The following is a 14549-nucleotide window of genomic DNA, read 5'->3' as shown; positions in this document are numbered from 1 at the left end:
GTATGTAATATCTCTAATGGATTCTAAATACCTAATCATACAAATTCCAAACCGCCAAAATAGGACTTAAAAACATTATGCCAAAACGTACCGACATAAAAAGCATTCTTATCATTGGCGCAGGCCCTATCGTCATCGGCCAAGCATGTGAGTTTGACTACTCAGGCGCCCAAGCCTGTAAAGCGTTAAAAGAAGAAGGCTACCGCGTCATCTTGGTCAACTCAAACCCTGCGACCATCATGACCGATCCTGTCATGGCAGATGCCACGTACATCGAGCCGATTACTTGGCAAACCGTTGAGCAAATCATTGCCAAAGAGCGTCCTGACGCTATCTTGCCAACGATGGGCGGACAGACGGCGCTAAACTGCGCATTAGATCTAGATAAGCATGGCGTACTAACCAAGTACGAATGTGAGCTGATTGGTGCAACCAAAGATTCAATCGAAATGGCAGAAGATCGCAACTTATTCGATAAAGCCATGAAGCGTATTGGCCTTGAGTGCCCACGCGCTGAAACCGCTGAAACCATGGAAGAAGCGTTTGCTACCCAAGAAAAGATGGGCTATCCATGCATCATTCGCCCATCATTTACCATGGGCGGTTCAGGTGGCGGTATCGCTTACAACCGTGATGAATTCATTGAAATCTGTGAGCGCGGTTTTGACTTGTCTCCAAACCATCAATTGCTTATCGATGAGTCGTTAATCGGTTGGAAAGAATACGAGATGGAAGTGGTTCGTGACAAAAACGACAACTGCATCATCATTTGTGCCATCGAAAACTTTGATCCAATGGGTGTGCACACCGGCGACTCTATCACGGTTGCACCTGCACAGACGTTGACGGACAAAGAATACCAAATCATGCGTAATGCTTCATTGGCAGTACTACGTGAGATTGGTGTAGAAACCGGCGGCTCAAACGTCCAGTTCGGTATCAACCCTGATACGGGCCGCATGGTCGTCATCGAGATGAACCCACGCGTATCACGTTCATCAGCATTGGCATCAAAAGCCACTGGTTTCCCGATTGCTAAAATCGCGGCAAAACTGGCGATTGGTTATACCCTAGATGAATTGCAAAATGACATTACTGGCGGCAAAACACCAGCAAGCTTTGAGCCTGCGCTTGATTATGTCGTGACCAAGATACCTCGTTTTAACTTTGAGAAATTCGCTCAAGCCGATAGTGTTTTATCAACGCAGATGAAATCAGTCGGTGAAGTCATGGCGATTGGCCGTAACTTCCAAGAATCAATGCAAAAAGCATTACGCGGTATGGAAACTGGCAATGATGGCTTTGATGAGCAAATTGACTTTGCTGCTATTAAAGACGGTAGCCTTAGTACTGACAAGGCCCGCAGTGAAATCATCAACCGCTTAACCATTCCAACCCCTGAACGCATTTATTATATTGCAGATGCTTTCCGTATCGGAATGAGTGTCGATGAAGTGTTTAACTTCACCAAAATTGACACGTGGTTCTTGGTTCAAATCGAAGACATCGTCAAAACTGAAGAAATAGTGAAATCATTAGGCTTCGGCGGTTTAACTGAAGACAACTTGCGTCGCTTTAAGCGTAAAGGCTTATCAGATTTGCGTTTGGCCAAATTGCTTGGTGTCTCTCAGAAACAGCTACGCAAAAAACGTTGGGATTTAAACGTTTATCCAGTCTATAAACGCGTCGATACTTGTGCAGCAGAATTTGCTACCAGTACCGCTTATATGTACTCAACGTATGATAGCGAATGTGAAGCGAAGCCTACCAATAACAAGAAAATCATGGTTATTGGTGGTGGTCCTAACCGTATCGGTCAAGGTATCGAATTTGACTATTGCTGTGTACACGCTGCCCTTGCGATGCGTGCAGACGGTTATGAGACCATCATGGTCAACTGCAACCCAGAAACGGTTTCAACCGATTATGACACCTCAGACCGTCTATACTTTGAGCCAATCACATTAGAGGACGTACTAGAAATCGTCCGTATCGAAAACCCTGATGGTGTTATCGTACAATTCGGTGGTCAAACGCCACTGAAACTGGCTCGCTCGCTTGAAGCCGCTGGTGTAAAAATCATTGGTACTAGCCCTGATGCGATTGACCGTGCTGAAGACCGTGAACGCTTCCAGCACATGATTCAGCAATTGAATCTTGTCCAACCAACCAATGCTTTAGCAACCAGCTTAGAAGATGGCTTGGTTAAAGCAAAAGACGTTGGTTATCCACTAGTCGTACGCCCATCGTATGTCCTAGGTGGCCGCGCGATGGAAATCGTCTATAACGAAGATGAACTCAGACATTATCTGCGCACTGCGGTACAAGCATCAAACGAAGCGCCTGTATTGCTAGATCGCTTCTTAGATGATGCCATCGAAGTAGATGTAGACTGTGTGTGTGACGGTACTGACGTCGTGATTGGCGGCATCATGCAGCATATCGAACAAGCGGGTGTTCACTCTGGTGACTCAGCCTGTTCACTGCCGCCTTACTCACTATCCAAAGAGTTATGCGATGTGATGCGCGCACAGACCATTGCTATGGCTAAAGAGCTGGGCGTTATCGGCCTGATGAATGTACAGTTTGCCGTAAAAGGTGAAACTATTTATATTCTTGAGGTCAATCCACGTGCTGCCCGTACCGTACCATTTGTCTCTAAATGCATTGGTACCTCATTGGCACAAATCGCGGCTCGCTGTATGGCTGGTACGTCGCTTAAAGACCAAGGATTCACTAAAGAAATTGTTCCTGCATTCTATGCAGTCAAAGAAGCGGTCTTCCCATTTGCTAAGTTCCCTGGTGTCGATCCAATCTTGAGCCCTGAGATGAAATCAACGGGTGAAGTCATGGGTGTTGGTAAAACCTTTGGCGAAGCGTTCTACAAAGCCATCATTGGTAGTAATGAGCGTCTGCCAGGTCTTCCAACTGAGGGCGAAAACAAGACTGTCTTTATCTCAGTACGCGACAGTGACAAAACTCAAATCGCCCCTATCGCCCGCCAGCTTGCTGACTTTGGTTTTGACATTGTATCTACCACTGGTACGCAAAAAATATTGAGCGATGCTGGTATCGAGTGCAAGCAAATCAATAAAGTTACTGAAGGTCGTCCGCATATCGTCGATGCATTGAAAAATGGTAAAATCGACCTTATCATCAATACAACTGAGGGCAAGCAGGCACAAGAGGATTCATTCTCTATCCGCCGCAGCGCGCTGCAAGGTAAAGTATTCTACGTCACGACATTGGGTGCTGCAGATGCGATTTGCAAATCTTATTCGATTGACTTGCCATTTGAAGTCTATAAGCTACAAGACTTACATGAACAAGCAAAGACTATTGCTTAGCTCTATTGACTTGATTGAATAATTTCAGTAGATTAAGCATAACCGTTAGGCTAATGTAAAAGCTCATTCGAAATTGGTTTTTATATGACAGTAATGCTTTAGTCAGACAATACCTTTGAAAAGACAGACCCAAAAAGCATAGTGGCTAAACGGCGACTATGCTTTTTATTACGTAAGGTTAAGTGTGCATTAGCGGAGCATAAATACGCTCATACATAACCACTCGTATGCTAGTTATGCAGCCTCAACCACTCTCTTTTTATATTTTATACCCATTGCAATAATCCCAACACCATCTCACTATTTACTAAGAGTAGGAGATGGTGTGGTGTTATTGGTTTAAGGAAAAAACATGCAACGTTATCCCATGACTCCGCAAGGACATGAGGCTTTAGAAGCCGAATTAAAACAGTTAAAAAGTATCGACCGTCCACGCATCACGGCTTCTATCGCTGAAGCTCGCGAACATGGTGATCTAAAAGAAAATGCTGAATACCATGCAGCCCGTGAGCAACAAGGTTTTTGTGAAGCGCGTATCCGTGATATAGAAGCCAAGCTTGGCGGCGCGCAAGTTATCGATCCTTCAACACTACCACAAGAAGGTCGCGTTGTATTCGGTGTGAGCGTCATTATCGAAAATATGGACACTGAAGAAGAAAAACAATACCAAATCGTTGGTGACGATGAAGCGGACTTTAAAGCTGGTAAAATCTCTGTCAATTCACCAATTGCTCGTGGTCTTATCGGTAAGTCTGAAGGCGATGAAGCCCGTATTGAAACGCCAAAAGGCGTGGTCGAATATGAAATTATGAAAGTCATATACAACTAGTATCGCTCCATCATTTGGCCTAACATCTTACGAAAAATAATGATGGCTGAATGATTGAGATTGGCTATTATAAATACTGATACCCTCGTTATTTGACATGCGCTATAGTGTCAAATAACGAGGGTTTTTTGTTTACACGTGATCTAATATTGCTTCACTTACTATTATTTTTAAGGAGTCTTTTATGAATATGGATTTTGCAGCATCACTGGTTACTACCAAAAAAATAGCGGTGCAAAAAACATCAATAGCCACTGCTATTTCTTCGATTGTCGCAGGCACTTTACTTGCCGTATCCTCAGCACATGCTGCGCCTGAAATAAGCATTAATCAATCAGCTAGCGGCAGTACGACTGTGGTTGAGCAGTACACTGATGGCAACACCGCGACTATCACTGCAACACCTAATGGCATCACCATGCAGGACGGCATGCCTTACGCTGTGACGCAAGTAACAACAACTCCAAGCTATGTCGTTCGTCAGAGTGTCAGAGTGTCAGAGTGTCAGAGTGTCAGTAATAGTACAAACGATACTACCATCTCTCAAGCCAGCACCACCGTCACAAGTGTGCCTGTGACCAATCAGGGGACCAATGCCGTCACCAAAGTGAACGTTATCACCACACCACTCAATAACGTAAAGCAAGTCCTGCCTGTCGCGTCCGCTACTCAATTGCCAGTGATGAATGCATCAACCGCTATTCAAGTCATGACCAGCTCATCAACGCTTGGTCAATCGACGCTCAATCAATCAACGCTTAACCAGTCAGCGATTAGCCCAACCTTTACCGATCAAACTGCTAAGACAGTTTCTTTAGAGACTCTACAACTGACCCCAAGCTTTAGTAAGCCTGATGTCGTCAATGCAAAAACTAAGGTCATGAAAATATTAAAGAACAAAGAAGGCCGTGAAATAGCCGTACCTGCCAATCACATTGCTCAGGGCGATATCATTGAGTACCACACCACTTATACCAATACCACCAATCAACTAGTAAACGGTATCAATGCGATGGTGTCATTACCAAATGGCATCCAGTTGCTATCGTTGAACAGTCTACTACCAACCCTGGCAACCACGGACGGCAACAGCTATCAAGTGGTTCAACCGATGAGTGATACGGCAGCGACACAAGTAAACTACTCTGCTCTTAAATGGGACTTGGTCAATCTAGATGCCAGTGCAAGCCAGACTGTAGTGATACGTGCTAAGGTACAATAAAAACTAGGCCGTGGTTGTTTAATAAATTTTATGAGGTCTTACTGGCTAACTTTCTAGCCGGCAAGACCTTCTTTTAAATTGCCAAGTTTTCAATCATTGAGGAATATAAATAATGAGCATACTGTCCATTAAAATACTCTTATTCCTCATTGTTCCCGTGGGCATATTTACAGTATTCAAAGCAATAAAACTGCTGAGAAACGCTTTCAATGGTGACGTATTATTATCGCTGCCCTACCATGATAACGTTGGTAGTTTCACTATCCCGAAATCCGGTGTTTATGCCATTTGGCACAAAGGTCCTGTGTTTAAAAAAACGCCACTGGCTCAGTTCCGACCTCATATATCAAGTACATCTACTGGCAAAGAGATTAAGCTTAATCCCTCAATACTGTCTCCACGCTCAAATAATTTTGCCACTGGTAAAATGGAGCTTTTCACCTTTCGGGCGGAAGCTGGTCATTACGAATTGAAGCTAGTGCCAGGGTCGAGCACCTCAAGACTGCAAGCAATTTCAGGAAATGCCATACCTTTGGCAGACATTGATTTGAACCGATACTCTATCGAGGTTAAAAAAAGCCAGTCACAGGTACTGACGATACTGGCTATTCCCCTCCTATTGCTTAGTATTTTGGGTGTTGTAGGTGGCTTAATCATTGGATTATTAGACGAGAAATTTTTCGTATAAACCACAACCAACCTCAATATACATATACTAAAACTTATCTAAAAAAGAACGGGGAATATGCACAGATAAGGCGACAACAGTTGTCGTTTACCTTCTTGATTTTAGCTATGATTACAATGACTTAACGCTAATTTTGTTAAAATAGTCTTTCATTAATGCATTGGTAAATACCGCTTATGGCAACCATCAATTATGAACGACTACAGGGTAAGCTCAACATCTTAGCAGATGCTGCTAAATATGACGTTTCTTGCTCCTCTTCCGCTGGTACCCGCAAAAACCAAGGCGGCGGTCTCGGTGATGCCTCAGCGACTGGCATCTGTCATAGCTATACCGAAGATGGCCGCTGCGTCAGCTTATTAAAAATCCTCTTAACCAATCATTGTATTTATGATTGTGCTTACTGTACCTCACGCAAAAGCAATGATACGCCGCGCGCCGCTTTTAGCGTCGAAGAAGTGGTTGACTTGACCATGCAGTTTTATCGCCGCAACTATATCGAGGGACTGTTTCTCAGCTCTGGTATTTTTAAAAGTGGCGACTATACGATGGAGCGACTGGTCGAAGTTGCTAAGATATTACGTACCCGTGAGCGTTTTAACGGCTATATCCACTTAAAAACTATTCCGGGTGCATCAAAAGAGCTGCTGTTAGAAGCAGGGCTTTACGCTGACCGCTTAAGCGTTAATATCGAAATTCCGACCAAATCAGGATTGGCTTTACTAGCACCAGAGAAGTCACATGATGAATTAAAAGCGCCAATGGAAACGGTTAAAACTGAAATAATTACTATCAAAGAAAGTCGTAAAACCCATAAGAAAGCACCGAAATTTGTACCCGCAGGTCAAACCAGTCAGATGATTGTTGGCGCTAGTAACGAGACTGATTTACAAGTGATTCAGCTATCGAGTCATTTTTATAAAACGTATGATCTCAAGCGTGTCTACTACTCTGGCTATGTACCGATGCTGTCTGACAATCGCTTGCCAGCGATTGGAACGCCGGTGCCTATGGTGCGTGAAAATCGCCTTTATCAGGCAGATTGGCTGATGCGTTTTTATGGGTTTGGCGCGCATGAAATCGTTGAGCCTGACTCGCCATTCTTGGATCTAGATTGCGACCCAAAACTGGCGTGGGCGATACGTCATCGCGAGCATTTTCCCGTTAATATCCAAACTGCCAGCTACGAGATGATTGTCCGTATACCCGGTATTGGTACTAAAACGGCTAAAAAAATAGTGAAAGCGCGCAAGTTTAATCAGCTGACGTTGTACCATCTCAAAAAGATGGGAGCGGCGGTCAATCGTGCCAAATACTTTATCGCAACGACAGGTAAAAACGAGCACCTTGCTCATTTGACCCGCGATAACTTCCGACAATATGTACTGGCGCAAACACAAACCAAATTTAAAGACCAACGTAGTGGGCAGCTTGCCTTATTTTAGAGTTTATATAAAAACAGGAGCTAGTAATAGTAAGGTTATCGCTTCGCACCTGTATTTTTGATAGATATTGAGGACAGATAATGTCAGCACTTACTCAAAACCAAACCTACTCCGTCGGTCAATTGACACACAGCATCATCATTTATGAGCCAAGTTTTGAAGGTTGGTTGAGTGCAGTCTATTACGCCTATGAGCACAAAATACAACACGACTCAGCATTACAGCTCATAGCGCAAGATTGTTATATACCCTCATTGATTGCTCAAGCAACCAGCGTGACAACTGACGAAGACAAGGCCGAGCGTGTCCTCACAAAACTGAACAAGCTATTGGGGCGCTCAGGTATGCGCAATATGCTTTGGGGATTTTTATCCGAAAAAGGCAATATCGGCACCACTCTATTTCAAGTCGCGAAATATGCCATTGACTACCCTAGCCGTTCTATTATGCAAGATTTGGGTAATTTAAACGTCCTTGAATTGGTGCAGACGGTCAAATCTGTGGGTCGTGAAAAGCACCGCATGGAAGCGTTTGTGCGTTTTGAGCATACCACTGACGATATATATTTTGCGCGAGTAGAGCCTGATTTTAATGTATTGCCCTTGATTGGCGAGCACTTTCGTCAGCGTTACCAAGATCAGCATTGGGCGATTTATGACATCAGTCGCGGATTTGGGATTTATTATGACAAAAACCAAAGCACACCGTCACGCCCTGCCGCACTGCAAACCATTACTAACCTTGATGATGCGGTATTGCGTAATCCTGCCAGTATTCATAGCGAATATGAGCAACGTTATCAGAAATTTTGGCAAGGATATTTTACCAATGTCAATATTAAAGAGCGTAAAAACCCACGTTTGCACAAGCAGTACCTACCACAACGCTATTGGAAATACTTGAGCGAAAAACAAGTACTGCCCAATGCTGAGCATCTACAAAAACGTCGCTAAGCATTTTAAGCGTTATATATATACGGCAGCCTTATTCATTGCTCTAAAAAACAAACGCTTTAACTTTACCTTGATGGTTGAGTTTTTACCGCTTTTAACTGACAATAGCAACTTGATATTACTAACCTGTGATCGACGCTATTATGAAAGTTATGCGCTTACTGTCGTCTTTGAAGCATGATGAATCCGAGCGCGGTATTTTTCATCTTGGGCGCGCATTGGTCAAAAATGGACATACCTCTATCATCGTCTCAAGCGCTGATGAAGACAATGATTTGGTCAGACGCCTCAAGCGTGACGGCAATATCTATCACCAATTACAAATGAATAAAAAGTCTTGGTTATCACTACTCCAAGTTGCCCCACTACGCCATTTGATTGAAAAGTACGAGCCCGACGTCATTCATGCGCACTCGCGTACGCCAGCATGGATTGTACATTTAGCATTGCGCCGTGCACGTGTCAAACGTATGCCAAAACTGGTCTCGACCATGTATGGCTTTTACCCTATCAATAGATATTCACAAGCACTGCTCAATGTCGACACGCTTATTACCGTCTCTGACAGTGTTACTAACTATCTAAAACACCGACTACGCCGTGAAGATACCGCACCAAAAATTATCAAACGTATCTATCGAGGTATTGATACTCGCCGCTATCCCTATCGGCATAATCCATCAGTTTATTGGCTACGTCACACCTTTGCAGAATACCCAGAGCTTGAGCACAAAAAGTGGCTGATATTTCCAACCATTATCGGCAATGAATATGGTCAAGAGTGGTTGATTGATATTTTGGGTAATCTACAAGAGCAGTTCCCTAATATCCATGTCATTATCATGGACGATGACTATAAAGATGGCGATGTGGCGCATGAAGACTTTCGTCAACGCACTAATACCTTAGGTCTGGCGGAGCGCATCACTTATGTGGGTAGCAAGCGCAATGACATGCGAGAGTGGCTATCGGCGGCAAATATCGTGATGGCACTGGCCAATGAGCCAGAGTCTATTGGTATCAATGCGCTGCAAGCGATTCACTTAGGCACTCCCGTCATTGGTTGGGATCAAGCGGCCTTTAGCGAAATTCTACAACCGCTCTATCCGCAAGGATTGGTCAAAAAATACAATGCGACCTCTCTCTGTAAAGCGGTTAGAAACCAGTTGGAAAGCGTGACTCGTCCTGAGATGACGAACAAATTCACGATGCGTGAGATGATTGAGGAAACCCTCAATGTCTATCAAAATCTAAGTGATATGGCGCTGGCAGAAGAGCAAGCTGAAGCCGATGCGGCAGCGGTAAGAAGAATTAAGAAGTATTTGAAACCCACTGCCAATACGATAAATAATAAAGCCAAAATTTATGATGCTAGGGCAAAACATAGCGATTCGCTAGCAAACACAGAACCTGCTAAAAAAAGGCTTTCTGAAGCAGCCAACCTCTCAAAAGAGACAGATACTTAGAAAGCCTGTTATAAATATTCAGCTATCTACTGACTGTACGCCTATAGATATTTCCGTGCCCGTTCTTACCAGCCGCCACCCTTCCAATTAATATGTCGCTGGCGTATGCGCGCTGACGATGCGAGTGATGGCATTGCTTGGATTGATAAAAGTATGCGGATGACAAGTTTTAATCACGTAGCTATCGCCTTCATTTAATAGGTAGGTAGTATCATCGATACGAATGATAATCTTGCCTTCGATGACCGTACCAATCTCCTCACCTTCATGAGAAATCCTATCTTCAGTCGAACTGTTCGGCTGATAAACCTCGATCAAAAACCCTAAATTCTTGATCGGACTGCCATTGAACACCTGTTTGATGGAGACCCGACTGTTTGGCTCACTAATCTCTATGAGGTCTTTTGGCGTAACGACGACTCTGTCTTTACGCTCTTTCCACTCGTCACTAAAAAAGGTATTTAGGTCAGAGTCGAGCACCTGCAAGATCGCTTTTAGCGTGTTGACAGCAGGGCTAACCTTATTACGCTCGATAGCACTGATTGAGGTATTGGTCAGTCCTGCCAGTCTCGCTAGTTTACGCTGTGAGAACCCTTTAGTAAGGCGCAATTGATTGATTTTTTTACCGATATTCTCTTCTGGCTTTTCAACCGATTCAGGCGCCTCTTGTTCTTCAACAGAGATTATCTCGTCATTTTCTGGGATATCGTTATCAGGATTTTGTTTGACTGGCATAGTGAATAAATTCCGTAAATAAAAATTTGGAAAAACCATCTTGTGCATAATTCAGCTCAGGATGCCATTGTACACCAATCATAAACGGATGTTCTATTAAGCTAATCGCCTCTACCAATCCATCACGTGCCAGCGCTTCTACAAACAAACCCTCACCCACTTTATTGATGGCTTGCTTATGTAACGAGTTAACGTGCCACTCGTCACCAAATGCTGCAAGCTTCCCTTCAGGCTGAATAATGACGTCATGTACTGGCTGATATTGCACTTCTAGCGGCTGGGTATTGTCTTCTAAATGCTGCTCATAGAACCCTTCTACTTCACGCCAATCAGGGTATAGCGTGCCATTGAAATGCACATTCATCTCTTGTAACCCTCGGCATACTGCTAGTAAAGGTGTGCCAGATTCCGCTGAATAAGCCAGTAGTTTAAAGCTTAGCTCATCACGATTTAAATCCTGCTTTTCTTCTACATGCGATGCGCCATAACGCATCGGCGCGACATTACTATAACTCCCTGTCAATACAATACCATCTGCCAACGCGACCAATGCATCAAAATTCTCACTGTCAGCAGCCGTATAGGGAAGCAATATTGGATTGCCACCATAATACTGGATAGCATCGATGTATTTTTGATATACCGCTTGGGCTGGCTGGCCGTCCACCATTTTGTGACAGGAGACGATAGCGATGATAGGTCTAGAAGTAGGCATGTGATTTTCCCTAAATGTGATATCTGTACCTAGATGTCCAGATACTGCGGTATTTAACTTAACTAAAATTTATCATAACTACCTAGTAAATGTAAACTATAAACTTCATTGTCAATTAAATTGGTTTATATGAGTTATATAAATTACTTTTAGGTAATTAAAAATAAATATTGACAACTATAACCTTCATCCATATATTAAAAGACATCTTTATGACAAAGAACAATTTTTATACATTTAGAAAGCTGATAGACAGTATCCCGAAATACGTTAAGTGCTTCATATCGTGAACAAAATCAGCAAGGCCAACCCAAATATTTCAAAAACTGACAGGGATGAACAACATGACGACGACCAACGGAACCATCACATCTGCAAGTAAAACTGAATATGTATATGTTGCAGCAGGTGATATTAACGGCTTACTTCGCGGTAAACGTATCCCATTTAACCAAATGGACAAAGCACAAGCTGGTGGCATCCGATTGCCTCTATCTATTTTAGGCGTTGATATTTGGGGTGCAGACGTCATCGAGTCCTCTCAATGTAATGGTGATATTGATGCCATTGCTCGTCCTACAGGTCGTGCCGCTTATCCCCTTCTTAATACCAGTGCAGCCTCATCGCTATTACCTGTTTGGCTTTATACCGAAGACAATGAACCGTATTACGGTGATGCCAGACACGTTTTGGACTACATCAGCAAAAAATTCAAAGCGCTTGGTTTGACCCCAGTCATGGCGACTGAGCTTGAGTTTTATTTGGTGGACTACACAGAAGGCGAGACGCCAAAACCACCTATTCGTCCAAAAAGCGGCCTGAGATTAAACAAAACCTCTATTCTAAGTATCAATGATTTATTACAGTTTGATGAGTTTTTAGACGAAGTCTATGCTCAGTGTGAGAAACTCGATATTCCTGTTGATGCGGCATTAGCTGAGAATGGCTGTGGTCAGTTTGAGATTAATTTACTACATGTCGATGATCCGTTAAAAGCTGCCGATGATGCGATACTATTCAAACAAGTGGTCAAAGCGGTCGCTGCTCGTCGTAAGCTCACTGCTACCTTTATGGCAAAACCGTTTGGTCTACAATCAGGTAATGGCTTCCATGTACATTGCAGCTTATTAGATAAAGATGGCAACAATGTCTTTGATGATGGCTCAGCAGAAGGCTCGGATATACTACGTCATGCCGTCGCTGGACTATTGAAAACCATGTCAGATTGCACCTTACTGTTTGCACCACACGTCAACTCTTATCGCCGTTTTGCACCAGGTACATTGGCACCAAACAACGTATCATGGGGTTATGAAAACCGCACAGCAGCCGTACGTATCCCTGGTGGCGATCCAAGAGCACGCCGTATCGAGCATCGCGTATCAGGCGCAGATGCTAACCCTTATTTGGTCTGTAGTGCGGTACTAGCAGGTATGCTATATGGTATCGAAAACAAACTAGAAGCACCGGATCCAATCAATAGCATTACTTATAATGAAGAAGATCTCAAAACCTTGCCTTTAGATTGGCTATCAGCCATCCGTCAGTTTGAAAACAGCGACGTCATTGATGCACTATTTCCAAGCGAGATGATTGAACTGCTTATTGCGGTTAAAAAACAAGAAGCCATGCGCTTTGCTCAGCAAGTCACCAACCTTGAATACCTCACCTATTTACAGGATGTCTAATATGTCAAATAGCAAGCCGTCTAACAACACGCGCAATATTCCACACTACTCGGATAATGGGCAATATCCTGACAGTTATTATGCTGCCAGTCGTAATCCTAAACCAGATAGACCGAAGCTAGAAAATGACATTCATGTTGAGATTTGCGTGGTGGGTGGTGGCTATAGTGGCCTATCAACGGCGCTGCATCTCATGGAGACAGATCACGAAGTGGTCGTACTAGAAGGCGCACAGATTGGTTGGGGTGCATCAGGCCGCAATGGTGGTCAGATTGTCAACGGTCTGAATGCCAGCTTAGAAAAAATCAAGAGCTCTTATGGTCAACAAAACGCCGATTTTGTCGGTCAGCTCGTCACACGCGGTGGCAAAATCATTCGCCGACTGATCAAAGACTATGACATCAGCTGCGATTTAAAAGAAAAGAATATCTTTGCCGCTTTAAACAATGGCCAATTAAAAGACTTACAAAAAACGCATGCACTATGGGAAAGTCATGGTATGCATGACCGTGAAATGCTAGACAAATATGGTATGCAAGAGCATATAAAGTCAGAAGCGTATGTAGGCGGCGTTATCGATCATTCTGGTGGACATTTCCATCCGCTAAATCTTGCGCTTGGTGAAGCGGCTGCCATTGAATTACGTGGCGGCACTATTTATGAAAATACCTTGGTCGTTGATGTTGAGTATGCTGACGACCACATCAAAATCATCACTGAGTTTGGTACGGTCACTTGTAAGCAAGCGGTTATGTGCGGTAATGCCTACTTAAATAAAGTCATTCCTAAGCTGACTGACCGTGTCATGCCCGTATCGACCCAAATTATCGCCACCGAACCGTTAGGAGATTTGGCCGACAAGCTCCTGCCAACGGACGTCTGTGTCGAAGATGTTCGCTATATTTTGGATTACTACCGCCTCTCAGCAGACAAGCGTATGTTGTTTGGTGGTGGTACGGTCTACGGTGGTCAAGATCCTTCTGATATCACCGCAAAAATCAGACCCAACATGAACAAGATTTTTCCAGAGCTGCGCGATGTCAAAATTGACTATGCATGGAGCGGTAACTTTGCCTTGTCTTTTTCGCGGGTGCCGCAGATGGGCAAGCTACATGATCGGGTGTTTTTTGCACACGGTTATAGTGGACATGGCGTGACAGGCTCGCATCTGTTTGGACAGATATTGGCCGATGCCATCAATGGCAATACCAAAGAGTTTGATACCTTTGCAAAAATTCCATGGATTCCTTTCCCTGGTGGTCGCGCACTACGAGTGCCCTACTCTATGATGGGATCCTGGTGGTACGCGCTAAAGGACAAGACTGGCTTATAAGTAACGTAATGGCTTCGATTTTCTGCTTAATGATAAGCAAGATATTGAAGCCATTAATGCAATGGATTGTTATTACTATCTCGATAGGAAGTCCACTCGTACTTCCTATCGATCATTACCTTAAAACA

At 43.7% G+C, this 14549-nt stretch carries 11 protein-coding genes; 9 read left to right on the top strand and 2 right to left on the bottom strand.

Annotation, left to right across the window (positions count from 1 at the left end; translation table 11 throughout):
• Window positions 1-77: 77 nt before the first annotated feature.
• From carB to DFP82_RS05560, 7 genes are all read left to right on the top strand, one after another.
• Window positions 78-3347, top strand: coding sequence for a carbamoyl-phosphate synthase large subunit (gene carB, locus DFP82_RS05595; protein WP_110922745.1), 3270 nt, complete (start codon window positions 78-80; stop codon window positions 3345-3347).
• 352 nt (window positions 3348-3699) lie between these two features.
• Window positions 3700-4176, top strand: coding sequence for a transcription elongation factor GreA (gene greA, locus DFP82_RS05590; protein WP_110922744.1), 477 nt, complete (start codon window positions 3700-3702; stop codon window positions 4174-4176).
• Window positions 4177-4360: 184 nt separating this feature from the next.
• A complete protein-coding gene (locus DFP82_RS05585) occupies window positions 4361-5398 on the top strand; it encodes a hypothetical protein (protein ID WP_245905649.1) in 1038 nt (345 codons plus the stop codon).
• A 112-nt stretch (window positions 5399-5510) separates the two neighbouring features.
• On the top strand, window positions 5511-6086 hold the full coding sequence (locus DFP82_RS05580) for a hypothetical protein (protein WP_110922743.1): 576 nt from the start codon (window positions 5511-5513) through the stop codon (window positions 6084-6086).
• A gap of 176 nt (window positions 6087-6262) precedes the next feature.
• Complete coding sequence (locus DFP82_RS05575) at window positions 6263-7531, top strand: putative DNA modification/repair radical SAM protein (RefSeq protein ID WP_110922742.1); 1269 nt, start codon at window positions 6263-6265, stop codon at window positions 7529-7531.
• An 80-nt stretch (window positions 7532-7611) separates the two neighbouring features.
• Window positions 7612-8484 carry a TIGR03915 family putative DNA repair protein gene (locus DFP82_RS05570; RefSeq protein ID WP_110922741.1) on the top strand — a complete coding sequence of 291 codons (873 nt, stop codon included), beginning with the start codon at window positions 7612-7614 and terminating at the stop codon, window positions 8482-8484.
• 143 nt (window positions 8485-8627) lie between these two features.
• Complete coding sequence (locus DFP82_RS05560; protein WP_245905648.1) at window positions 8628-9950, top strand: glycosyltransferase; 1323 nt, start codon at window positions 8628-8630, stop codon at window positions 9948-9950.
• A gap of 87 nt (window positions 9951-10037) precedes the next feature.
• On the opposite strand, the gene DFP82_RS05555 is transcribed toward DFP82_RS05560, so the two are convergent.
• On the bottom strand, window positions 10038-10685 hold the full coding sequence (locus DFP82_RS05555; protein WP_227681425.1) for a cupin domain-containing protein: 648 nt from the start codon (window positions 10683-10685) through the stop codon (window positions 10038-10040).
• Window positions 10663-11400 (bottom strand): gamma-glutamyl-gamma-aminobutyrate hydrolase family protein, encoded by a 738-nt coding sequence (locus tag DFP82_RS05550; RefSeq protein ID WP_110922738.1) that lies wholly within the window; start codon window positions 11398-11400, stop codon window positions 10663-10665. Before DFP82_RS05550 ends, DFP82_RS05555 begins: the two co-directional genes overlap by 23 nt.
• A 344-nt stretch (window positions 11401-11744) precedes the next feature.
• Between DFP82_RS05550 and DFP82_RS05545 the strand changes: the two genes are divergently transcribed.
• Both DFP82_RS05545 and DFP82_RS05540 read left to right on the top strand, forming a co-directional pair.
• Window positions 11745-13088: a glutamine synthetase family protein gene (locus tag DFP82_RS05545; RefSeq protein WP_110922737.1), complete on the top strand. Its 1344-nt coding sequence runs from the start codon at window positions 11745-11747 to the stop codon at window positions 13086-13088.
• A gap of 1 nt (window position 13089) precedes the next feature.
• Window positions 13090-14421 carry an NAD(P)/FAD-dependent oxidoreductase gene (locus tag DFP82_RS05540; protein WP_110922736.1) on the top strand — a complete coding sequence of 444 codons (1332 nt, stop codon included), beginning with the start codon at window positions 13090-13092 and terminating at the stop codon, window positions 14419-14421.
• Window positions 14422-14549 lie beyond the last annotated feature (128 nt).

It is taken from the genome of Psychrobacter fozii (assembly GCF_003217155.1).
Taxonomy (GTDB): domain Bacteria; phylum Pseudomonadota; class Gammaproteobacteria; order Pseudomonadales; family Moraxellaceae; genus Psychrobacter; species Psychrobacter fozii.
Note: the sequence above shows the minus strand (reverse complement) of the source record. Positions and strands in the feature narration are given on the sequence as shown.

Coding starts and splice junctions, on each gene's coding strand:
- DFP82_RS05575 (WP_110922742.1), top strand. CDS start 6,263: ATGGCAACCATCAATTATGAACGACTACAGGGTAAGCTCAACATCTTA.
- carB (WP_110922745.1), top strand. CDS start 78: ATGCCAAAACGTACCGACATAAAAAGCATTCTTATCATTGGCGCAGGC.
- DFP82_RS05540 (WP_110922736.1), top strand. CDS start 13,090: ATGTCAAATAGCAAGCCGTCTAACAACACGCGCAATATTCCACACTAC.
- DFP82_RS05545 (WP_110922737.1), top strand. CDS start 11,745: ATGACGACGACCAACGGAACCATCACATCTGCAAGTAAAACTGAATAT.
- DFP82_RS05585 (WP_245905649.1), top strand. CDS start 4,361: ATGAATATGGATTTTGCAGCATCACTGGTTACTACCAAAAAAATAGCG.
- DFP82_RS05550 (WP_110922738.1), bottom strand. CDS start 11,400: ATGCCTACTTCTAGACCTATCATCGCTATCGTCTCCTGTCACAAAATG.
- DFP82_RS05560 (WP_245905648.1), top strand. CDS start 8,628: ATGAAAGTTATGCGCTTACTGTCGTCTTTGAAGCATGATGAATCCGAG.
- DFP82_RS05580 (WP_110922743.1), top strand. CDS start 5,511: ATGAGCATACTGTCCATTAAAATACTCTTATTCCTCATTGTTCCCGTG.
- DFP82_RS05570 (WP_110922741.1), top strand. CDS start 7,612: ATGTCAGCACTTACTCAAAACCAAACCTACTCCGTCGGTCAATTGACA.
- greA (WP_110922744.1), top strand. CDS start 3,700: ATGCAACGTTATCCCATGACTCCGCAAGGACATGAGGCTTTAGAAGCC.
- DFP82_RS05555 (WP_227681425.1), bottom strand. CDS start 10,685: ATGCCAGTCAAACAAAATCCTGATAACGATATCCCAGAAAATGACGAG.